Here is a 21,365-nt window from a genome sequence, read left to right on the forward strand (position 1 = left end):
CAGAGATTTTGGTTACTGCAGTCCTAATAACATAATATAATCACTGTCTTTTCCTTTTCTTTTCTAACACAATACTAATTATTAACATTAAAATAACATTAATTATACCTACTCCAACAGCATAATAAGCTTCCGCACCTAGATGACGATATATTACTAATGGAATAATATTATTATCACGCAACATATCAATCCAAATTTGATAACGTTTATGTTTTTAATCAGTTCCACCCTTTTATTTCCAGTATTAATTTTTGTTAACTAATATTGGTTCATTTAATGTAAACCTATCTAAAATTATCATAATAGGTAAGCTAAAGCATCTCCAAGTGCTATTGATGAACCAAATGCACCACTAAGTTACCTCGAGAAAGCCTGATGATGTTAATGTTTTAATTCAACCGTAAAACATACAACATACTATTGAATCCATAACATCTCCAACATCATCACCTCTTTTTAATGAAGATGCTTGAATTACTTAAAAGAATTGGAAGATGGTTCGGAATTAATACTAAAGGGGGCTCGCAAAAGTGATAATGAAAAAATATTGATTTGATTCCCCCTTAGAAATCTAATTCAGGGCAAAAAAATAAGCTTTCTTTCTTAATAATTTTTGTAAAAATCTTGCCCATTTGTATCGGTCATCACTATCACATAAAAGTTTAATTTGGGTGCATTTTTTCTTAAACATCATACGCCAACACTATTTTAATTTTTCTGATAAAATAAAGATAAAAGGTAGGCTTTAAGAGTATGGCCAAGAGAAAAGTATATTGTGTTAGAAAAAGAAACTGCAAGTATGTTTTGTACATATGAATTTATATTAAATGATCAAGTCATTCAGACAATAACTCCAAAGTCATATGAAGAGCAAGGTGATTTAATTGCCTCTCTACACCAAGAGAAGGATATCATCTTTATTGAATCACTTATTGAGAATATCTCTTCTCTAGGATATTACTAAAGACCCACAACTTTTCGCATGATTCATTATGAGATAATACCTAAACACAACAAATGACCCCTATCTAATGACAGGGGCTTATTTTATAATGTAAATAAATAACATTTTAGAATGGGGATGTAATAGTATGGCACAAAAGATAGACATTGATGAAGTGCTACAACTTTCACACGACCTCAAAGAATATGCAGAAACAACAGAGATAAATCTTAATGATATAAAGCAAGCTATATATATAATACAAAGCATGGACTCATTTTCTGGGAAAACAGCAAATAACGCAAAGAACTATTTTTCTGAGATTCACTTAACATTATTAGATTCTTTTAGTAAATTGTTTATTAAGATGAATGCTGAATTAGAGAAACACCTGAATGAATTTCAGAATGTTGATGCTAGTCCATCTGCACGTATCCACAGTGATTACTTACTTGATACTGAAGAGAATATTACAACTACATATGAAAAATTAGAAAAAGAACATCAATCTATTATTGATACTATTAATAGTGTATTAGATATTAGTAATGCATCTAAGCCAGACTTTACCTCAGTAATGAATAACAAACAAGAATCTTCTAAGAACTTAATGGACTTAACTGAAAAATTGGATGCATATACTACAACAGAGATTGATTCAGATATTGAAGAACTTCTTCATCACATAAGATTAACAATTGATAGAGCCGGCACAACAAAAGGAGAAAAACGTTTTACTAATTATGTTAATACTTTAGACATTAATGGATTACCAGTACTAAAAGAACACGTTAGTGCTTATCGTGAGGAGCAGTTACTTTCAGGTAGAAAATTACCGTATTTAGAATATAATCCTTCTATAAAAGTGAACAATGAGGGTTCAGACGGCTCTGGTATTGTTAAATGGGAGAAAAACAATATGGAAGTCAGTCAAGGTAAAAGTGTAGATTATGAAGCAATGGGCATTCAGCCTTCTAGTATCAAACTGAATGGCCATCAGATAAATTATGCGATAGAAGATGGAGACTTTATGATCTTCAAAGATAATCCAAATCTACATTATTATACTCAAGATGCTGTACAAGGTAAAATTAATCAGCGTATTGGGGAAGGTGCTTATATAGCGTCAAATGTTGCTGCAACTCTTACCTTATCGAAGGTTGCGACTATTGCAGGAGATAAAGTCAAGGCGGTTCAGAAAGCGTATGACAAACTTGATAATACAAGTATTCCTTTTGCTAAAAGCACTGCTAAATATGGTGCATCATTTTATCTGCAAAGGAATATACCAATTTGGGGAGATATTGTGGGAACGCCAGTACCTAAGGCTGGTACACAAGAAGTTATATTGTATATAAGTGATGATGATGGAAAAAATTGGGATGGAAGAGTACGTTTCGTAGTTAGTTCCGATGGAGGAGTTAGTTACAAAGTATTTAAAGAGGGTGAAAATTAGATGTCTCTATTTCAAATAGTTATAATTGCAGCTTTAGTTGTATTACTTGCACCACTTATTGATAAAAGAAGTGATAATCCTAGTTGGAAAGGGAAAATTTATTTAATTGTGGGTTTGTCTATTATAATATTTTTAATCGATAGATTCCTCTTATAACTAAACGACAGATAAAAGGGAAGATGATGAATGTCACCTCATCAACTAATTCTAATCGCAACTATAGGCATATTGGTTTTGACTGCAAAAGATAGTATCAAGGAAAAATGGAAAGAGAAGTTAATCGCAATTGCTATATTATCAGTCTTATTAATTTTAATAGAAAGATTTCTCTTATGAGATAAGAATGTGAAGTCTAAATGTCACCTTTTCAATTAATAATAACTTCTCAACGGTTGTCATTTTATTATTGACTAGCAAGCATAGTATAAAGGATACATGGAAACAAAAACTTATTGCAATTGCTCTATTATCTACAGCACTAATACTCACAAAACGCTTTCTAGGATGATAAAATAATGTCAATTCTTTATTCGATTATTATTGCAACGCTATTCGTATTACTATTACCACTGGTTAATAAGAATAGTAAGAAAAGGACATGGAAAGAAATTGTTTATTTAATTGTCGGATTCTCTATAATTTTTATAGTTGTTGATCAATTCCTAAATTGAATGGAGTGCTCAGAGAGGAAAAATGTTACCTTCAATTAATAATTCTTTCAACGATTACTATGTTATTACTAACTAGAGAAGACAGTATTGAAGATACTATTATTTTTATTTTTTGAGGTTTGAATTGTAGCAATAAAAAGGAACCCACTAACTTAGGTTCCTTTTCTTTTTAAAGTTTTTTTTCTCATCTATTCTCCATTAAAGAGATTATAGTTAATGTTTTATTTATCCATTTTATCAATTTCGTCACGCAAGGTGTCATCGAAAATCAAAGCATAACGGGTGTTTGTGGATTTGATAAAATATTATATAATAAAACCATGATTTACTTATCATTATCTTCAATTAAATCCTGGCATATGCATTGATTACAGAGTGTGTAAGTAAACTTTATTAATTCATTTTATTAGAGCTCTTTTTCATTTGCTGAATTTTATCATTTTTCTATAATTAGATCAATTTTATAATTTACTATTTATAGGATATGATTCGGAAAAACGGAACTTTATTTTAGAGTAATTAAAGTATTTAGTTCATTGCTTAATTTTATCATTTCAATTCGATAAATCCCACAAAATAGAGCTCTCGCTTTTCAGGAAAACTCCTTTACTTAAATATGTAAAATCAATCTTCATAAGCTTTATACCAATGATATGGTTGTATTTCTTTTAATGTTTTGAATTCCAATTTTTCACCCAGATTAGTTATAGCTACTTTTACATTTTCTCCCCAGTAAAAAAGTCGTTCCTGGCATACACCACAGGGAGTTAAAACTATATATCCAGAATTCTCATCCTCCCTTACAACACAAATCGTATGAGTAATTTTAGGGTTTAGTTTATGTGCTTCGAGAATTGCACCTGTCTCAATACACAATTCGGTTGAAGCATTTATAACGTCTGATGCTACACTGGTTAAGATTTGTTTCTGCCTGTCGAAAATCAAGTCACACCACAATAGAAATGTTGAGATGTGCTTAACTAATTATTAGACGTATATTTATTGCTTCCAGGGAGTTTTTTGATGTTGTTCCACGCCTCAATCGCTTCCTTACGACTTTTCCCTTGATTATTAGAGTCGGCAAAAAAATCACGAATAAATTGATTGTATTCAAATTGAGGAGCGATTTTTTTCTTGTACGATGGGTTTTTCTTTCGTTCTTCTTCTTTATACCAAGCATCTACAACATCTCGATACGTTTTTCCAATGTTAGTTTTAAAATAGTTTTGGATATAGGTAGAAAAATGAAAATTAGGGATAACTGTCTTGAAAAAAGCTCTTACATTTTGACTACAACGATGGTTTTTCGAAATGACTGTATCAAGACTTAAATCGACCTGTGGTTCTGACTTACTATTCACCTTTGATTTTCTAATTGGCTTTTTTATCTCTCCTGTTCGAAGAAATGTTTCAATTCTATCGGAAATCTCTATTTTTGAACCAGAAGCACTTATTCCATTTTCTCTGCAAAAAGATTGTAATTCTTCCTTCAACCAATAGAAATCTTTAAAACTATCTACACTAATATCTTTTGTTAGATTTGGTCTCATATTCTACACCTCCATACTTACATATTCACATTATAGAACGTTTGTTCCTATTAATCAAAGATAATCATAAGCAAAAACACCAAAGTTTACGAAAACAGCCTTATTTTTAAAGTAGTTATTTCACATTAAGTATCACAAATTGAGTGTAATAATATTACACAGGTAAATAGACTCTACGTTAAGGGAGATATTCTTTAATATTGTCATGTTGTTAGATATTAATAAAACCATTTCAAAACTCAATCTGTGATAGTTTTAAATTTAAGATATTATGTAGTATTACCTTTATTTATCTTTGTGGTATCTTACTCTTCAAATAGTTTAAACTTTTTACAACGTATCTGTTATTAAAGGATTTAGATCAATGGCTGATTTTAATACTTTACTATGCTATATCAATTTTTCAAATTACTATATATAGGGATATGATTCGGTAATTTCGATTGTCACCTCGAACACTAGAAAGTTATCATTTACATGGATATAATATATAAACATAAAAATTAAGCATTGTATTAATTGTAGATTGGAAATATACGTAAAAACCCATTCGCTGTAAAACCACAGCGTCATGTCGCTCGTTAGAATAATATCACACTATTTCCGCTGAACGACGGAAGCTAGTCAATCTTTTTAATCCCTCTTTGTTATTTATGGCTTATTATTTTGTCATCTTTGACAAAGAAGGGAGAGCCGTTTTTCTTCTCTCTAGATGTATTATGCTTTGAGTAATGTATAACATAATGAATAATTACTAAACAACACATAATATTAAAACCCTAACTACCTTATCTCTTGATACACCTTCGATTACCTGACGTAAATCAAAATCCGCAGATACAGTAAAAAATAGACTACCATCAAAATCTAGTAGCCTATTTCTCCAATTCAATATGCTATTTTGACACCCTCTGATTTTTATAACTTATAAATAGAGATATAATCGAAATGATAATTGCCAATATAGATAGCACAATAGTCCATGTCACCATACCTATGCCTCCTGCTTCAGATAAATTATCTTACACTTCACTTGCAGACTTATTTTTCTCCATATACTTTTCTAAATACAAGCAAATATCTTCCGCTGAAAACCCCATTGCTTGATTTAAAACCCTTATTCTAAAATCTACTTCTGGATTTCTCCTATGTGCCTCTATCCTCCATATATAACTAGGACTACACGAAATAATAAAAGCCATATCCTGCAATGTTATCCCGCTTCTGATTCTAAAATCCCTAACTGCTCTACCAAAATCTTCAACTAAACTATCAATTAATACTACCCTCTCTTGATCTACCATAACTATTTTCCTCCTTAACTATTGGTATAACCAATCCCTATTTTTTAGTACTCTTTATAATAGATAACTAACGGAATTTTATTACTAATAGTTAAGTCTTCTTACTATTCCAGCCAAGTATTTTGGAAAGAACACTTCTCTTACAATTTCTAATAATGGATAAAACTCATTTCTCAATAGAATATTTTTTATAACTGATTGTCATTCAATGTTCTCACCACCTTTCAAACAAATAGTTCTATTGACTATAAGCGATGTAATAAAAAAGAACTCGTATCCATTAATTAGATACGAGTTCTTTGAACCTCATTGATTTGTTTATATTAAATAAATTTCTGTATTTCATAATTCAACACATCAATTAAAGAAATTTTTGTCTCTAGTTATTAAAAGTATATATAAATACGATTGAAAGGTCAAATTAGCTTTATATAAAAAAACTGGCATAAAAATTCACTCAACACTTTTTAATACATTGAAAAGTGTTGAGCGATCATCCAAAAAAGATTGATGAACCATAGGATATTAGGAGAAAAAGTGTTGAATTCGAAGGAAAATTACGGTTATCTTTTTGTAGCAAATATCAACATTTATCAAGTATCAAATACAGTTAAACAATTATTAAACTTAATAAGACTTATCATTCTCCTCTTGCTGCATTATAATAATTATATAAGCTAAGAGGAACATGTTTCTCTTGTAAACTGAAGATTTAGGCGGGATAATAGAAAAGCTTTGAATTTACCTTTGGCTAAATCGGGTGAATCAGAATCAATAAAGAAATTAAAAAGAGAGAACGAACTTCTTAAAAGAGAACTAAGGAGAATGCAAACCGGTCCTTTTAAAATTTGGAATTGTTTCAAAAAAAGGGAATAAAAGATCCTACATTATTAGATTAAATATTTATTATCTTATCATGTACATTTGGAGCGGTTAATCAAATAGTCGTGAGTTAATTCAATATATCGAAAATAACTAAAAAAACTATTGAACTACATCGGAAATATGAAGAAAATTTAAGACGATTTCACGAAAAAATTGCTTGGAGAATACGATTAAGTTCAAAAAGATTACAAAGATTATTGCAGCTTAAAGATAGAAACTTAACAAATATACATTAACTTTATCAATCGTTATTTAACGGCATGATTTTCCCATTAGGATATTCTTTAACCAGCTCACCTTCTTTTTCATAAATAATATAAGTATTATTTACTTTTGCATCAATTCTTGCCAAATCTCCCGTGGCTTTAGCCCATTTATCCATCCATCCAAATTTCCTCTTAGAAGGCTCATTAATTTTATACGTCATGTTTTCTTCTCCTTTACTAATACTAATGTCTATTAATTAAATCATACACCATAGTAATTGATTATTAATAACTTAAAAAAGGTGTAGTTTATAATGAATCATTCCTCTAGAGTTTATCAAAAACTGCAGTTTCCAGCGGTAGAACAGTCCATAGTTTTACCTATCGTCAACAAAAATAGAAGAAAAAAGGATATAAACCAAATATTTATTGCCTAATGTCAAAACTATGGATTTGCACAAAGAAAAGTTGCAGTTTTCAGCGGTAGATGGTTCCACAGTTTTACCTATTGTCAACAAATAATAGAAAAACACGGATGTAAACCGCATTTATATTGCCTGGTGTCAAAACTATGGATTTCAATAGAGAAAAAACTGCAGTTTTCAGCGGAGCACCCATCCAAAGTTTGATAAAATTTGCAACTTATAACGGAGAATAAGTTAATTGTTCAGCTACCATTTCTATATACTCTGAACGACAAAGATAATATTATAGATAAGGAAGATTCAATCTAAAAAAAATTAACTATATTTATAAAAGGAGCACATTATGGAAAAGATTTTACTAACATATGAAAAAGACGAAAGTGATATTCCGGCATTTGCAGAGAACTACTATAAATATAGTTATAGAGAGAAAAAACTTCGCATATTTGCAATGATTGTTATGTATATAGTAATCGCAGTTCTTTCATACCCAGTTCATAAGAGGATAGAGGAAGGATTAATCACTTATTTAGCTTTAGTTCTTGTTGTAAGTATAATTATGACTTACTTTGGTTGGAAGGGATTTGAAAAAGATAGGATAGGAAAGATTAAAAGAGAGCTAAGTACACAGAATATGAGTGTTTTAGGGGAGTACAGAGCAGAATTATCTGAAGAAGAAATTCATGTCATTTACCGCCCTAATAACCCTAATAGAGAAAGAAATATGACCAACAATTGGGAAGAAATTAGTTACTATACTAGAGAAAATGAACATTTTTTCATTTTTATGGAGAATCCTAGTTTTGTCTATCACATTATAGCAGGCGATAAAGCTAATGACGTCAATTATTTCTTGAGTCAAAAACTTAATAACAAAACTAAAAGAGAGTAGAGTTAACTTTCTACTCTCTTTTAATTCAAAGTAGTCAAAGCTTCCTTTTTTCCATCTCAACAACTATTCACAAAACCAATATCAATTATCTATTACAATCACATATAGCCTCCTTTTCTTGTTAAATCTCTGTTATAAACTTAGAAGTGACATATCAATAAAACAGCAAATAGTGTCCTAACCTTTTTGAATTTTTTGTCCTAAACTGGTTCCGGCTAAACACCTTCAAACAGATAATTCATTTTCTCAGCTAAGTATGCAACTATCAAACACTTTAGTTGGCTATTTTTTCTTTAATCTTTTTCCTTTGGATTTCAAGATAAGCGTTGCAGTAGCAATAGTTAGCGTAAATATAATTACAATTGCTACAACAGATACTATTATTAGTCCCATATAATATCCCCTTCTGATCAAATATAGAAGCCCTATCTGCTTTTCGATACAATATACCTCATGAATTATTTTAAATACTTCCGCAGACTTACAGCTTAAAGGTTCTGTAGGTTCTCTCAATCCTTTCCAATTTGGAAACATAATTTACTGTGACTTTCATCCTATTTGCAACATCCGTACCCTTTACACCCCCTCCCCCAATTAGCTAAGCTTTCCTTATCTTGTATCCGATACTCCAAGACACTAAGAGTACCCATATACCACTACCTAGTACCATGTAAAGCAAATAAAAAATAATTAACATAGTAATGACTAAGTTTGTTCCACAGTAATTATGGGTTGGTTCCTTCCAAACTTTTTCCAATGTACCATTGACTATAAACAATGGGAGCAATAAAAAAACTCGCATCTACTGTTGAATACGAGTTTTTAAAGATTCTATTAGTTTAATTTCTGAATAAAAGTACATTCGATTCATTTGAAATCACCATTCGTCCTTTTTATGATTATCTCGAATTATAGTGTAACACCATTTAAAAATCAATGTATGGAAAAAACCATAAGATACAGATTTCTCCACTGTTTCTTTGCCAATTTCTTGCCTTTGGGATACCATCCATCTTAAAAGTAACTGAAGGACAAGAGGACAATGGCAGGAAAACAATTATCAAGCACTCTAGGTTAGCAGTTACGACTACCTATTTTGAAGGCAATGTCTTATTTATATATTCTTGCCAGTAGTCTTCATTACCATCAATTTCATGAAGCCAATAATACATTAATAATATTTCAAGAAATTGTTTCTTTCCCCTGATAAAAGGCTTTTGAGAGATTCTCCTAAATAATGAGTTAATGTTGAATAAATTACTTTTTTGTTTATAGTCATACTCGTATTTTCTCCAACTATCCTTGCTTTTGATTCTATGCTTCGCATCCCAAATTTCACCATTATCATAAAAGCGATTTACATAATCTGAAGCAAAAGCAGGCAAATTCACTTGGTATTTGTTCCATGTATTATTAATCCACTCCTCTACTTCATCCGATATATAGGTATTTTCAAAATCCTTTTCCGAATGGCTTTGGATTCTATGATGGTCTTTGATGAACAAAAAAAGCATTTCCGTCTGCTCTTTCATGAAACTATTCCTCTTTATAAGTTGAGCATAACAATCATATGAAGCACTACGGAATTCTCTATCCGCATTGTATAGATAAAATAAATCATCTTTTCTAAGATAGTTAGCAATGGAACGATTAAGTTGCTTGTCATAATCATCATAAATTCCAACTAACCATTCTTGAATTTCAGGATCGTAATGCCGAAGAGAATGTTTATACTTCTCAAGTTTCTCCTTGTTTAGCACTGTCTTTTCATCCATTTTCGCATCATCTAAATACTGATTAAAATATTCAAATATATAGTTCATACAAGTTTGCATGTTTTGAGCTTTTGACTCAATATCAAATTCATTAAGTCGATCTTCCTTTTTTCTTTTAGAAATATATTCTTCAAGGGAAAGCATATATATTCACGCCCTTTCATTTTATGAATGGCACGATTAGCAACTCTTATTTTCCATTCATGATCACAGATAGAACAAACACAATGGGCTCATAGTCAGATCCGTATGATGTATTTAAAGGAGGGAGTTTCCCATTTTTTATCAAATGTCATTCTACCAAAAGTTCTGGAGAATAATCCTTTAATGTAACCAAAATTAATCATCTCTTTCTGTTTTCAAAATAAACTTTAACTTCAAATCCTGTTTCTTCAGCAATTAATTGCTGAATTTCATTTAATACAGCTCGGTTTTTATAGTTACTTGTCCATCTAATTTATATTCAGATTCCCCAGTGTCTACTTTTTCGTCATTACGGTTTATTTTATATTTACCACCACTTAGACTGACACTAAGATTGAGTCTTTGGTTAGCTTTCAATCCACCTGTTAACTGATTATATATGTAGTCCTTACCTTCTGAAAAGTTTTTCTTGGGGATATGGCCAACCATAAATGAATCTATATAGACTGCTATTGCCTTTGAATCATACTCATTTTCAGGTTCTAATCGTAGTGAGCAATTGGAAAATAATGCATCACTATATTCAAAAATTGGTTCATCATAAGTTTCTTCTAAAATTTCTTTGTTTGTCATACCATTATATTTTTCATCAAAGAAAACGCTATTTTCCTTTTCTTGTTGTAATGCCTTTTTTATAGCCTTTTGGTAAAACGAGGTTCCTGCAATCTTGAAATCAATGTATTCAAATATTCCATATTTTTCTTCTCTCGTTACTGAATAACTTGTTTCTGCAATTTGGACTGGTCTTTTATAGTCTTCTTTAATTTCCGGAGTTACGTCCTTTTGTTGTTTTTCTGTTTCATTGTTTTGAGGTGTTTTTTTATTTTTAAATAGATAATCAAATATACCCATGTTATTTTCCCCTTTCTATATAGCAACAACACTTGTAATGTAATCCTGCTCCTATTGTATAAATTCGACAAAAAAGGTTCCTTTCCTTCTTTCATGATTGAACCCGTTAGAAAAGACTATTAGGTTGATTAACGATTGAAAAATTATTGGATTGGTTAATAATTCAAAGAAATATCACAGTTTTGATACAGAGATAGAGAAAAAGAGAGAATCGCAGGGAAATACGTGAACCGCCCCCTACAAATGATTGATCGAGGAAATATTGAATAAAGAAAAAGACTGAATCCACTATTGAATCCAGTCCGAGTCTTATATTGTTTTTGTTAAAAAAACGATCGAGTACATAACTGTATGCCTGCTCTTTCCTTCTCTCTTCTTTTCTCTTACCTCCAATTTCCATATTGTAAATGAAATATTACAAAACGAACTTATTTTCTTTTCTCTACTATGTTCCCCCAAAATAAACCCCTGCTAAAACCCCCACCTCCAACCCGCATTCCACCGTTCGAGTTAAAATAAAGTTTTCCTACGGAACCCCCATTTTCCCCAGTTTTGGATTTAATTATTGCCGTTTTTCCGCCTCTTTTCCGCCTGTTTTTTCATCTTTTTTGGGGAGTTGGAATAAAGTTCTCTCAAAATGTTGCATAGAGGAAAGAAGAGGAAACCGAGACAAGACAAGGGATGGGCATGAAAAAGACCCTGAAATCGGAAATGTTTATATTCACGAAATCGGGGTCTGAATCGGTAATGTTTATTTTAACGAGCAAGGGTTTATTTTAGTTAGACAACTTTAGAGTCAATTCCGCTACGCACTCCACATGATTCGTGCTCGGAAACATATCAACAGGTTGTACTTGTTTTGTTTCAAAACCACCATCTTCTAAAATACGAAGATCACGAGCTAATGTGGAAGGGTTGCAAGAAACATAGACAATACGTTTTGGTTTCATTGCAATCATTGCTTCTAAGAAATCGACATCGCATCCTTTTCGAGGCGGATCGACTACAATGACATCCGGATCTAATCCTTGTTCTTTCCACTTCGGCATCACTTTTTCTGCTTGCCCAACAGAGAATTCCACATTGTCCATCGCATTTATCTCTGCATTCATTTTCGCATCTTCTATGGCTTCTGGCACGACTTCAATGCCGTATACTTTCTTCGCTTTTTGGGCTAAGAATAAAGAAATGCTGCCGATACCGCAATACGCATCAATAACCACATCGTCCTTATCAATATTGGCATATTCTAATGCTTTATCATATAAGACCTTTGTTTGAACAGGATTTACTTGGAAAAACGATTTAGGGGAAATCGCAAATGTAAGATCTCCAATTTTATCATAAATATAATTCTCTCCCCAAAGAACCTTTGTCTTTTTACCAAGTACCACATTCGTCCGTTGATCATTCACATTTTGGACGATCGATTTCACTTGAGGAAATTGTTCTGTCAATTCCTTAATAATTCGATCCTTCTCTGGGAACTTGGACGTTTTCGTCACAAATACGATCATAATATCTTTTGTATGGTGACCAACACGAACCATAATATGGCGGAGTTGACCTCGATGAGATTTTTCATCATAAGCTTGGATGCCATATTTATTCATCAATTGTCGAGTGAAAGGTAATACCTCATTAATTGCTTCATCTTGGATATGACAAGTATCTTGATTTTGAAGAATTCGATGGCTTCGTTTTTGATAAAAGCCAACAATGACTTCTCCATTTTTCTCCCCTACAGGAATTTGTACTTTATTTCGGTAATACGATGGCTCTTTCATCCCTAATATCGGATGTACCGGCACATGATCCAGATGAGCTACTTTCTTCATCACATTATGCACTTGATCTTGCTTCATTTGAAGCTGTAAATCATAGCTCATATGTTGCAATTGGCATCCACCGCAATGAACATGACATGTAGGTTCTACACGATGGGGACTTGTTTTCGTTAATTCAAGTAATTTCCCAAATCCAAAGTTCTTATTGACTTTTACAACTTTTATTTTTGCTTCTTCATCAGGTAAAACATCCGGTACAAACAATGGATATCCTTCTATTTTCGCAACACCGTTCCCTTCATGTGTTAAATCCTCAAAGGTAAGTGTATATATTTCATTTTTATTTACTGGAGGCTTCGTTTTTGCCATAACATTCTTCCTTTTTATTACCATATTCGTCTTAAATAATTATTCTACCATAAGCACCGTCTCAAGAATAGAATCCCATCTTTCTTGTGCTTCTAAACATACAAAAGGAAGACTTTTAATCCAAGTCTTCCTGTACTTCTATAAAGTCCTTCGGTACATAAAATTCAATATGCTTCCGTAGATTTAAAAATTCTCCTGGGAGTAATCCGCCATACTCTCCATCGATATTTAATTGCATTTTTTCTTCATTTGATACTTTTATATGCTTTGCTTGTGTATAGATAATATTTTTACTTCTAAAATGATCCCCGCGTAAAGCTAAAGTTGCGATCTGTATAAATTCTGCAAGATTTGTTTTCTTTAGGATTAGAAGATCGAAATACCCATCGTTTAATTTTGCATCTGGGGCAAGCTTCTCAAATCCTCCTACAGAATTGGTATTGGAAATAAGAAACAGCATAATATCATCTTCTAGGACCTGATCATCATATTCAATCCTCACTCTTGTTGCTTTCAAGAATGGAAGCATTTCAATACCTTTTATATAGTATGCTAGCTGACCAAGGAGGGTTTTTAATTTGCTAGGCACTTCATATGTTAATTCCGTTAATTTTCCTCCACCAGCAATATTGATAAAGTAATGATCATCATTGACTCTACCTATATCAAGCTCCATCGTATTTCCTTCGATAATAACGTCAACTGCCTTGTCAATATCTCGAGGAATATGTAATGCACGAGCAAAGTCATTCGTAGTACCGGCCGGTATAATTCCTAATTGTGGACGATGTTCTTGTTCCGCTAGTCCATTTATTACTTCATTAATCGTTCCATCGCCACCAGCTGCGATAACTAAATCATACCTACGTTCGACAGCTATTTTTGCAGCTTCCGTAGCATCTCCTTCGCATGTAGTCGCATGTGTAGATGTCTCAAAACCAGCAACTTCTAATTTTTCAAGTATATTCGGTAAAGCTCTTTTTATTGCTTCGCGTCCCGAAGTTGGATTATAGATGATTCGGGCCTTTTTCATGTTATTTCCTCCCCCATACGTTCAACAGATAGAAACTTATCATATATCGGAGAACCCTTGGGTGTGTTACTTTTTGAAGAAGTATCTCCTAGGTTTCTTAATATCGATCTTAATAATCATGCCTATCCAATATCATAGTCCTTTTTTTATAGTTTGAAAAGGGTATTCGATAATTTTGTAGGCTGCCATTATTTCATAATGACAGCCTCTCTTAGAGTATTAGCGATTATTAAGTTCTTCTGCAAGAATTTTATTTACTAATGGTGGGTTTGCTTGTCCTTTTGTTGCTTTCATAATCTGTCCAACTAAGAAGCCTTTTGCTTTATTCTTTCCATTTTTAAAATCAATGATGGATTGTTCATTTTCATCCAACACATCATTCACAATCTGTTTTAGTTGCTCTGGATCAGAAATTTGTACAAGCCCTTTTTCTTCCACAATTTTTTGAGGATCGCCACCATTTTCTACAAGCTCTGCGAATACTTTTTTAGCAATTTTAGAAGATATGGTTCCATCTTCAATTAAGTTAATCATTTTTGCAAGTGCTTCAGGTGTGATTGCCAATTCATCTAACTCTTTATAGTGTTTATTCATATAAGCAGATACTTCACCCATCAACCAGTTAGAAACTTGCTTCATATCAGCGCCTTGTGCTACTGCATCTTCAAAGAAATCAGACATTTGCTTGGAAGCTGTTAACACATTAGCATCATACTCTGAAAGTCCAAGCTCATTAATATAACGTTCTAAACGAGCATCAGGTAATTCAGGAATCTCGCTTCTTACACGTTCTTTCCATTCCTCATCAATATATAATGGGACTAAATCTGGCTCTGGGAAATAACGATAATCATCCGAACCTTCTTTGACACGCATAAGAATGGTTTCTTTTGTTTTCTCATCATAACGGCGAGTTTCTTGAAGTATCTCTCCACCTGATAACAATTCTTTTTCCTGACGTTTTTCTTCAAACTCTAATCCTTTTTGAACATAAGAGAAAGAATTTAAGTTCTTCAATTCCGCTTTCGTACCAAATTCTTCTTGTCCAATTGGACGTAAAGAAATATTCGCATCACAACGTAAAGAACCTTCCTGCATCTTCACATCAGAAACACCAGTATATTGAATGATATTTTTTAGTTTTTCTAAATATGCATATGCTTCTTCTGGAGAACGCATATCTGGTTCCGATACAATCTCGATTAACGGCGTACCTTGACGGTTAAAGTCTACATAAGAATATCCGTCTTCACCATGTGTTAATTTACCAGCATCTTCTTCTAAATGCAGACGTGTAATACCAATTTTCTTTTTCTCACCATTTACTTCAATTTCAATCCAGCCGTTTTCCCCAATTGGTTGATCGAATTGAGAGATTTGATAAGCTTTCGGGTTGTCCGGATAGAAATAGTTTTTACGATCAAATTTTGTATCCGTTGCGATTTCACAATTTAAAGCCATTGCCGCTTTCATTGCAAAGTTTACCGCTTCTTCATTAAGTACAGGTAATGTACCTGGATACCCTAAGTCAATCGGGTTCACATTGGTATTCGGATCAGAACCAAATTCATTTGTACTTGGGCTAAAAATCTTTGAGTTTGTTTTTAATTCTACGTGTACTTCTAGACCTATAATTGTTTCGAAATTCATTATTTTGCACCTCCAAGTTGAGGTCTTTTCTTGTGATGTTCCGTTGCTTGTTCATATGCGTATGCTGTACGGTATACTGTGCTTTCATCGAAATAGTTACCGATAATTTGTAACCCAATAGGTAGACCTTCTTGAGAGAATCCGCATGGAATAGAAATTCCTGGTACACCAGCCAAGTTAACTGGAATAGTTAAAATATCGTTCGCATACATCGTTAATGGATCACTTGTTTTTTCTCCAACTTTAAATGCTGGAGTTGGAGTTGTTGGCCCAACGATAACATCATATTCCTCTAGTATTTTATCAAAGTCATTTTTTATTAATGTACGTACTTTTTGTGCTTTTTTATAATAAGCATCATAGTAACCAGAGCTAAGCGCAAAAGTTCCTAACATAATACGACGCTTCACTTCTTCTCCAAATCCTTCACTACGGGATTTTTTGAACATATCAATCATGTTATCTGCATTCTCTGAACGCACACCATAGCGTACGCCATCAAAACGAGCTAAGTTAGCAGACGCCTCTGAAGATGAAAGTAAATAATATGTTGCAAGTGCGTATTTTGAGTGCGGTAAAGAAACTTCTTCCCATGTAGCACCCATGGATTCATATACTTTCAATGCGTCTAAGATAGCGTCTTTTACTTCTTTCGATACACCTTCTGCAAGATATTCTTTTGGCACTGCAATTTTAAGCCCTTTTACATCTTGTTTTAACGCTTCTGTATAGGAAGGAACTTCTACATTCGCACTCGTTGTATCCATTTGATCATGCCCAGCAATAACTTCAAGTACGCGTGCATTATCTTCTACTGTACGAGTAACTGGCCCAATTTGATCAAGAGAAGAAGCAAAAGCAACCAATCCAAAACGTGAAACTCTACCATACGTTGGTTTCATACCAACTACTCCACAAAATGCTGCTGGTTGACGAATCGAACCACCGGTATCAGAGCCTAATGTAAATAGCACTTCTCCTGCAGCTACTGCAGCAGCAGAACCACCACTAGACCCACCAGGTACATGTTCTGTATTCCATGGATTACGTGTTGGTTCATAACCAGAATTCTCATTAGAGGAGCCCATGGCAAATTCATCCATATTTAATTTACCAACAGCAACCATGTTTTCTTTCTGTAACTTTTGAACAACAGTTGCATCATACAATGGATCATTAAAATTATCTAAGAATTGACTTGCACAAGTTGTACGAAGTCCTTTTGTTACAATATTATCTTTAATACCACCAGGCATTCCAAATAAGATACCTGTTTTATCTTCAAGTTGATCTAATTCTCTCGCTTTTTCTAACGCTTTTTCTTCATCTAACGTAAGAAAAGCATGGACCTCTTGATCTACTTCATGAATACGTTGATATGATTCTTTCACTAGATCTACAACGGTAATTTCTTTATTATGTAGCTTTTCTTCTAATTCTTTTATTGTGTAATCAAATAAAGACATAATGATTTTCTCCTCCCTATTCTAATATCGATGGAACACGAATTTGACCATCTTTATGATCAGGAGCATTACGCAATGCATCTTCCTGGCTAATCCATTTCTTCGGTTCGTCTTTTCGCATTACATTCTTAAGATTAAGTACGTGTGTAGTAGGTTCTACAGAATCCGTATCCAGTTCATTTAATTGTTCAGCAAAATCAATAATCGCACTCAACTCGTCCGACATCTTTTCAACAGCTTCATCGTCTAACTCTAGACGAGCTAAGTGAGCAACATGCTTCACTTGGTCTTTTGAAATCTCTGCCATTATAAGTACCTCCTATATGTTTTCTAACATGTATCTACAATTTTTTCATTCCCTTATTATAACACTATTGATAATAGCAAAGATAGCTTATTAAAGGCAAATCTTCTGGTTATCCATAATAATTGAAGTTAATAGTGGCATACATTATTTCTATAAATGGACAAAAAAATACCTGAAACTGTTTTCCACACAGTCTCAGGAAATCTGTCATTTGTATAGGGTAAAAAAACATGTGTTAAAATTTAAAAATTAAACTTGTGAAGTAGTGTTGATAGATAGTACACCTGGTAGTCTGTCAATTGCTACTTCATTGCCTGATTTCAGTACTCCTGGTAACCTGTCAATTGCTACCTCATTACCTGATTTCAGTACTCCTGGTAACCTGTCAATTGCTACCTCATTACCTGATTTCAGTACTCCTGGTAATCTGTCAATTGCTACCTCATTACCTGATTTCAGTACTCCTGGTAACCTGTCAATTGCTACCTCATTACCTGATTTCAGTACTCCTGGTAATCTGTCAATTGCTACCTCATTACCTGATTTCAGTACTCCTGGTAACCTGTCAATTGCTACCTCATTACCTGATTTCAGTACTCCTGGTAATCTGTCAATTGCTACCTCATTACCTGATTTCAGTACTCCTGGTAACCTGTCAATTGCTACCTCATTACCTGATTTCAGTACTCCTGGTAACCTGTCAATTGCTACCTCATTACCTGATTTCAGTACTCCTGGTAACCTGTCAATTGCTACCTCATTACCTGATTTCAGTACTCCTGGTAATCTGTCAATTGCTACTTCAAAATCTTCAACTTCTGATAACCCTTGCTCTCTATCCTTGGAAGATTCTTTAGAGATATCACTGATAAAAAGAGAGCTAGTGACAAGAAGGACACCTAAAACTAATCCTACTGATAATTTTTTCATAATACTCCCCTCCTTAAAAGATGTTTTAAATATTTGAAATTTGCTCATAGGCAAAGGTAGCCTCTTTATAATATTTAGCAGCTAATTTATACTTGTTTGTATCCTCGAAATATTTAGCTAATAATTTCGAATAAGTTGTTACACCGGCATAATCTTGATTCTTCTGCAAGTGAGGGATAAATTTCTTGGTTAAAAGAGCAACAAATTCTTCCCAATTATCTTCCAATAAATATTTATAAGTATAAATAACATAAACAAAATATAATTCATCTGACTCTGCAGATTCGAACTCTTCAAGTAACTCTAAAGCTTTCTCTACTTTTTCTTTTGTCTCTTCATAATCTTTTGTATTATAAAGTTCTTTAATTAATGATGAAATAGTTGCAAGCTTTTCTACAATATAAACCTCTGGATCATCTAATACTTCTTTATAATGAAAAATTGCTTGCTCATGTTTACCTTGTGTTGAATATAGATAACCAAGATTCTGATTAGTTAATTGAATTAATTGTCTATTTTTTTGTAGTTTCCCTAGATGCAAACCTAAATTAAAATTCTTAATTGCTTTATCATATAGTTTAATTCTTCTATATGAAATACCTAATATGTTATGACATTGAGCACATCTTACAAAGTTATAATCTTTCATAAAAAATCTAATGCTTGATTAGCATACTCAATTGCCTCTAGTGTATTTATAAACTTAGTATGTGTGATAGCAATAACATATTTTAAATCAGCTATCTCTTGTTCCTCAACTCGAACGTGTAACAACTTATCTTCTGAATTCTTATACATATACATCGCTTGCGAAAAATCTCCAGAAATTGAATAGTAATTGCCTTTAAATTTAAACCAATAATATTGCTGTTCGTTGTCAAACGAATTTGAAACCTCGGAAAGCTCGTTTATCTTTTGAAGTGCAATGTCGTAATCACCTAAAACTAGATAATAACGAATTTTGTGGATTTCAAACATCATTAAACTTTCCGATAAATTTTTATCCATTAGCTCCTGTAACTCATTATATGTTTCGACAATTTCTTTTTTATCTTGATCTTCGAACAACATTGCATACCAATCTTCACATCGTTGCCTTATTAGATCTTCCTGACTATTATCGACCTCTATACCTAGTCGATTACAGAGCATTTGGATGATTTCCGGGCTTGCTTGAGTCTTTTGATTCTCAATTTTTGATAGATAAGATACTGAAACAATCCCGTCTGACAACTCTCCAAGCGTCATTTCTTGTTTATTTCGTTGTAATTTTATAAAGGATCCAATCTCAATCATTGTACCCACCCTATCAATTAATTCTTAATTCTGTTTCGTTAAATTAATTATAACATGTTTCCTATATTTTCATATTGGGAAAATCATAGAGCAATATGCTTGTTTAAGATAAGAAAAGTTTTCCTGTTTTCCTAAACAAAGAAAATTTACTGTTTCTATAAGTAGATGTAACTAGAAACAGTAAATCCTCATTTTTACCAATATTTGTTTATTATATAGTTACTTTGAATGAACTCATTTGTAACCTATTCAATCATAAATATGAACGTTAACCTGATCTTCTCCCGCATTTCGATAAATGATACTCTCTGTTTTCTGACTAGAAACGACATCTATTTCAACATCATAATAGTTAGGGAAGATCTCCTGTACGAGTCCATAAGCATATTGAGTGAAACCTATTACCTCACCTTTTCCATTAAACTCGATAGGTATTTCTATTTGTAACTTTTGCAGTTCTTCATCGATATAGAATCCTTCTCCAACCAATCCTACATAGTTAGGAAAGAATTTTCTCACTTCATTACCAAAATTTGTTACAAGTTCTTGATCCTCAAAATATTTTTCTGATCCTTCTTCAGATGGAAAAAGTATATTCTCTTCCTTGATTTCTTCCCAATCATCAATCGTACTACTTCCACCTGGGACATTTGTTCTTGCTACAAAATTCCCCGGGACAGGAGATGCTTGTTCTTCTTCTCTATAGATTGCAATCATTATTGGTACATCACGCAAATTTTCATCATTTTCTCTTATATCTGTTACGATATTTTCTGCAACATCATTCGCGACACTTAACATTTCCTCTTCCGGTATATCTTGATAATAAGTAGTTCCGCCCGGTTCTGTCTGGAAACTATATACTGACTTCATCGCAATTCCTAGTGAGATACCTTCTAGCTCAACACTTTGGTCATCAGTATGTCTCATAAAATTCTGCTCTAGAACATGTGTGAGATAACGCGGATTATCTCTATACTCTTGGACATCTGCCCCTTCTTCAACCTCAGGATTTAAATCGTCGATCCATGTATATATACGATTTGTATCAAAGTATTGCCCTTCTTGAAAATATAAATCCTCTGGACTGTAGACATCTTTAGACAATCTTCTTAGTCCTTCTTCCATTTCGTCGATATCGACACGATTCGCCACTTGGTTCACAATAGCTCCCCTAGCTGCACTAGTCTTATAAGGTAATATCATACGATAATTTTCACCAGATAATTGATAACTAGGGACAATTGATGTCTCTTGTTCCGTATCATCTTGTACTACTTCTTCTTCATTATTTTGATTTTGAAGACACCCACTTAACAAAAGAAGTAACGCCAACATTAACAAGCTGACTTTTTTCAAAT

21 protein-coding genes are annotated in these 21,365 nt (G+C 32.8%); 5 read left to right on the plus strand and 16 right to left on the minus strand.

Annotated features, from left to right (window positions below; translation table 11 throughout):
* Positions 1 to 40: 40 nt before the first annotated feature.
* Positions 41 to 184 carry a hypothetical protein gene (locus ABC346_RS18960; RefSeq protein ID WP_413236339.1) on the minus strand — a complete coding sequence of 48 codons (144 nt, stop codon included), beginning with the start codon at positions 182 to 184 and terminating at the stop codon, positions 41 to 43.
* Positions 185 to 778: 594 nt separating this feature from the next.
* Between ABC346_RS18960 and ABC346_RS18965 the strand changes: the two genes are divergently transcribed.
* From ABC346_RS18965 to ABC346_RS18980, 4 genes are all read left to right on the plus strand, one after another.
* Entirely contained in the window at positions 779 to 967 is a 189-nt protein-coding gene (locus tag ABC346_RS18965; protein ID WP_413236340.1) for a hypothetical protein, read from the plus strand.
* Positions 968 to 1,094: 127 nt separating this feature from the next.
* Positions 1,095 to 2,402, plus strand: a complete 1,308-nt coding sequence (locus tag ABC346_RS18970) for a T7SS effector LXG polymorphic toxin (protein ID WP_413236341.1) — start codon at positions 1,095 to 1,097, stop codon at positions 2,400 to 2,402.
* Positions 2,403 to 2,588: 186 nt separating this feature from the next.
* Entirely contained in the window at positions 2,589 to 2,738 is a 150-nt protein-coding gene (locus ABC346_RS18975) for a hypothetical protein (protein WP_413236342.1), read from the plus strand.
* Between the two features lie 179 nt (positions 2,739 to 2,917).
* The gene (locus ABC346_RS18980; RefSeq protein WP_413236343.1) at positions 2,918 to 3,073 is read left to right on the plus strand and encodes a hypothetical protein; all 156 of its coding nucleotides are present in this window, start codon (positions 2,918 to 2,920) and stop codon (positions 3,071 to 3,073) included.
* A 624-nt stretch (positions 3,074 to 3,697) separates the two neighbouring features.
* Here the strand turns inward: ABC346_RS18980 and ABC346_RS18985 are convergent.
* From ABC346_RS18985 to ABC346_RS19000, 4 genes are all read right to left on the minus strand, one after another.
* Positions 3,698 to 4,018 carry a cytidine deaminase gene (locus ABC346_RS18985; RefSeq protein WP_413236344.1) on the minus strand — a complete coding sequence of 107 codons (321 nt, stop codon included), beginning with the start codon at positions 4,016 to 4,018 and terminating at the stop codon, positions 3,698 to 3,700.
* A 35-nt stretch (positions 4,019 to 4,053) separates the two neighbouring features.
* The gene (locus ABC346_RS18990) at positions 4,054 to 4,623 is read right to left on the minus strand and encodes a DUF6434 domain-containing protein (RefSeq protein WP_413236345.1); all 570 of its coding nucleotides are present in this window, start codon (positions 4,621 to 4,623) and stop codon (positions 4,054 to 4,056) included.
* Between the two features lie 1,022 nt (positions 4,624 to 5,645).
* The gene (locus tag ABC346_RS18995) at positions 5,646 to 5,927 is read right to left on the minus strand and encodes a helix-turn-helix domain-containing protein (protein ID WP_413236346.1); all 282 of its coding nucleotides are present in this window, start codon (positions 5,925 to 5,927) and stop codon (positions 5,646 to 5,648) included.
* A 1,126-nt stretch (positions 5,928 to 7,053) separates the two neighbouring features.
* Positions 7,054 to 7,239: a hypothetical protein gene (locus tag ABC346_RS19000; RefSeq protein ID WP_413236347.1), complete on the minus strand. Its 186-nt coding sequence runs from the start codon at positions 7,237 to 7,239 to the stop codon at positions 7,054 to 7,056.
* 547 nt (positions 7,240 to 7,786) lie between these two features.
* Between ABC346_RS19000 and ABC346_RS19005 the strand changes: the two genes are divergently transcribed.
* A complete protein-coding gene (locus ABC346_RS19005; protein WP_413236348.1) occupies positions 7,787 to 8,335 on the plus strand; it encodes a hypothetical protein in 549 nt (182 codons plus the stop codon).
* Positions 8,336 to 9,426: 1,091 nt separating this feature from the next.
* Here ABC346_RS19005 and ABC346_RS19010 read toward each other — a convergent pair.
* The 11 genes from ABC346_RS19010 to ABC346_RS19060 form a co-directional block, all read right to left on the minus strand.
* Entirely contained in the window at positions 9,427 to 10,254 is an 828-nt protein-coding gene (locus tag ABC346_RS19010; RefSeq protein ID WP_413236349.1) for a hypothetical protein, read from the minus strand.
* Between the two features lie 273 nt (positions 10,255 to 10,527).
* Complete coding sequence (locus ABC346_RS19015; RefSeq protein WP_413236350.1) at positions 10,528 to 11,166, minus strand: hypothetical protein; 639 nt, start codon at positions 11,164 to 11,166, stop codon at positions 10,528 to 10,530.
* Between the two features lie 776 nt (positions 11,167 to 11,942).
* Entirely contained in the window at positions 11,943 to 13,322 is a 1,380-nt protein-coding gene (rlmD, locus tag ABC346_RS19020) for a 23S rRNA (uracil(1939)-C(5))-methyltransferase RlmD (RefSeq protein ID WP_413236351.1), read from the minus strand.
* 115 nt (positions 13,323 to 13,437) lie between these two features.
* The gene (locus ABC346_RS19025; protein ID WP_413236352.1) at positions 13,438 to 14,355 is read right to left on the minus strand and encodes a diacylglycerol kinase; all 918 of its coding nucleotides are present in this window, start codon (positions 14,353 to 14,355) and stop codon (positions 13,438 to 13,440) included.
* 219 nt (positions 14,356 to 14,574) lie between these two features.
* A complete protein-coding gene (gene gatB / locus ABC346_RS19030) occupies positions 14,575 to 16,005 on the minus strand; it encodes an Asp-tRNA(Asn)/Glu-tRNA(Gln) amidotransferase subunit GatB (RefSeq protein ID WP_413236353.1) in 1,431 nt (476 codons plus the stop codon).
* Positions 16,005 to 17,471: an Asp-tRNA(Asn)/Glu-tRNA(Gln) amidotransferase subunit GatA gene (gatA, locus tag ABC346_RS19035; RefSeq protein WP_413236354.1), complete on the minus strand. Its 1,467-nt coding sequence runs from the start codon at positions 17,469 to 17,471 to the stop codon at positions 16,005 to 16,007. The genes gatB and gatA overlap by 1 nt, the downstream gene beginning before the upstream one ends.
* A gap of 16 nt (positions 17,472 to 17,487) precedes the next feature.
* The gene (gene gatC / locus ABC346_RS19040) at positions 17,488 to 17,778 is read right to left on the minus strand and encodes an Asp-tRNA(Asn)/Glu-tRNA(Gln) amidotransferase subunit GatC (RefSeq protein WP_011065172.1); all 291 of its coding nucleotides are present in this window, start codon (positions 17,776 to 17,778) and stop codon (positions 17,488 to 17,490) included.
* Between the two features lie 249 nt (positions 17,779 to 18,027).
* Positions 18,028 to 18,708: a hypothetical protein gene (locus ABC346_RS19045; protein WP_413236355.1), complete on the minus strand. Its 681-nt coding sequence runs from the start codon at positions 18,706 to 18,708 to the stop codon at positions 18,028 to 18,030.
* A gap of 25 nt (positions 18,709 to 18,733) precedes the next feature.
* Positions 18,734 to 19,357, minus strand: a complete 624-nt coding sequence (locus ABC346_RS19050; RefSeq protein ID WP_413236356.1) for a tetratricopeptide repeat protein — start codon at positions 19,355 to 19,357, stop codon at positions 18,734 to 18,736.
* Positions 19,354 to 20,004 (minus strand): helix-turn-helix domain-containing protein, encoded by a 651-nt coding sequence (locus tag ABC346_RS19055; protein ID WP_413236357.1) that lies wholly within the window; start codon positions 20,002 to 20,004, stop codon positions 19,354 to 19,356. The genes ABC346_RS19050 and ABC346_RS19055 overlap by 4 nt, the downstream gene beginning before the upstream one ends.
* A gap of 249 nt (positions 20,005 to 20,253) precedes the next feature.
* Positions 20,254 to 21,363, minus strand: a complete 1,110-nt coding sequence (locus tag ABC346_RS19060) for a CamS family sex pheromone protein (protein WP_413236358.1) — start codon at positions 21,361 to 21,363, stop codon at positions 20,254 to 20,256.
* Positions 21,364 to 21,365: the final 2 nt, after the last annotated feature.

It is taken from the genome of Oceanobacillus phoenicis, from assembly GCF_047238145.1.
Classification (GTDB): Bacteria; Bacillota; Bacilli; order Bacillales; family Amphibacillaceae; genus Oceanobacillus.

What these genes read in the sequence shown, in the direction of transcription:
- ABC346_RS18970 (WP_413236341.1), top strand. Translation starts at nt 1,095, where the DNA reads ATGGCACAAAAGATAGACATTGATGAAGTGCTACAACTTTCACACGAC.
- ABC346_RS18975 (WP_413236342.1), top strand. Translation starts at nt 2,589, where the DNA reads ATGTCACCTCATCAACTAATTCTAATCGCAACTATAGGCATATTGGTT.
- ABC346_RS18980 (WP_413236343.1), top strand. Translation starts at nt 2,918, where the DNA reads ATGTCAATTCTTTATTCGATTATTATTGCAACGCTATTCGTATTACTA.
- ABC346_RS18990 (WP_413236345.1), bottom strand. Translation starts at nt 4,623, where the DNA reads ATGAGACCAAATCTAACAAAAGATATTAGTGTAGATAGTTTTAAAGAT.
- ABC346_RS18995 (WP_413236346.1), bottom strand. Translation starts at nt 5,927, where the DNA reads ATGGTAGATCAAGAGAGGGTAGTATTAATTGATAGTTTAGTTGAAGAT.
- ABC346_RS19000 (WP_413236347.1), bottom strand. Translation starts at nt 7,239, where the DNA reads ATGACGTATAAAATTAATGAGCCTTCTAAGAGGAAATTTGGATGGATG.
- ABC346_RS19005 (WP_413236348.1), top strand. Translation starts at nt 7,787, where the DNA reads ATGGAAAAGATTTTACTAACATATGAAAAAGACGAAAGTGATATTCCG.
- ABC346_RS19010 (WP_413236349.1), bottom strand. Translation starts at nt 10,254, where the DNA reads ATGCTTTCCCTTGAAGAATATATTTCTAAAAGAAAAAAGGAAGATCGA.
- ABC346_RS19015 (WP_413236350.1), bottom strand. Translation starts at nt 11,166, where the DNA reads ATGGGTATATTTGATTATCTATTTAAAAATAAAAAAACACCTCAAAAC.
- rlmD (WP_413236351.1), bottom strand. Translation starts at nt 13,322, where the DNA reads ATGGCAAAAACGAAGCCTCCAGTAAATAAAAATGAAATATATACACTT.
- ABC346_RS19025 (WP_413236352.1), bottom strand. Translation starts at nt 14,355, where the DNA reads ATGAAAAAGGCCCGAATCATCTATAATCCAACTTCGGGACGCGAAGCA.
- gatB (WP_413236353.1), bottom strand. Translation starts at nt 16,005, where the DNA reads ATGAATTTCGAAACAATTATAGGTCTAGAAGTACACGTAGAATTAAAA.
- gatA (WP_413236354.1), bottom strand. Translation starts at nt 17,471, where the DNA reads ATGTCTTTATTTGATTACACAATAAAAGAATTAGAAGAAAAGCTACAT.
- gatC (WP_011065172.1), bottom strand. Translation starts at nt 17,778, where the DNA reads ATGGCAGAGATTTCAAAAGACCAAGTGAAGCATGTTGCTCACTTAGCT.
- ABC346_RS19045 (WP_413236355.1), bottom strand. Translation starts at nt 18,708, where the DNA reads ATGAAAAAATTATCAGTAGGATTAGTTTTAGGTGTCCTTCTTGTCACT.
- ABC346_RS19050 (WP_413236356.1), bottom strand. Translation starts at nt 19,357, where the DNA reads ATGAAAGATTATAACTTTGTAAGATGTGCTCAATGTCATAACATATTA.
- ABC346_RS19055 (WP_413236357.1), bottom strand. Translation starts at nt 20,004, where the DNA reads ATGATTGAGATTGGATCCTTTATAAAATTACAACGAAATAAACAAGAA.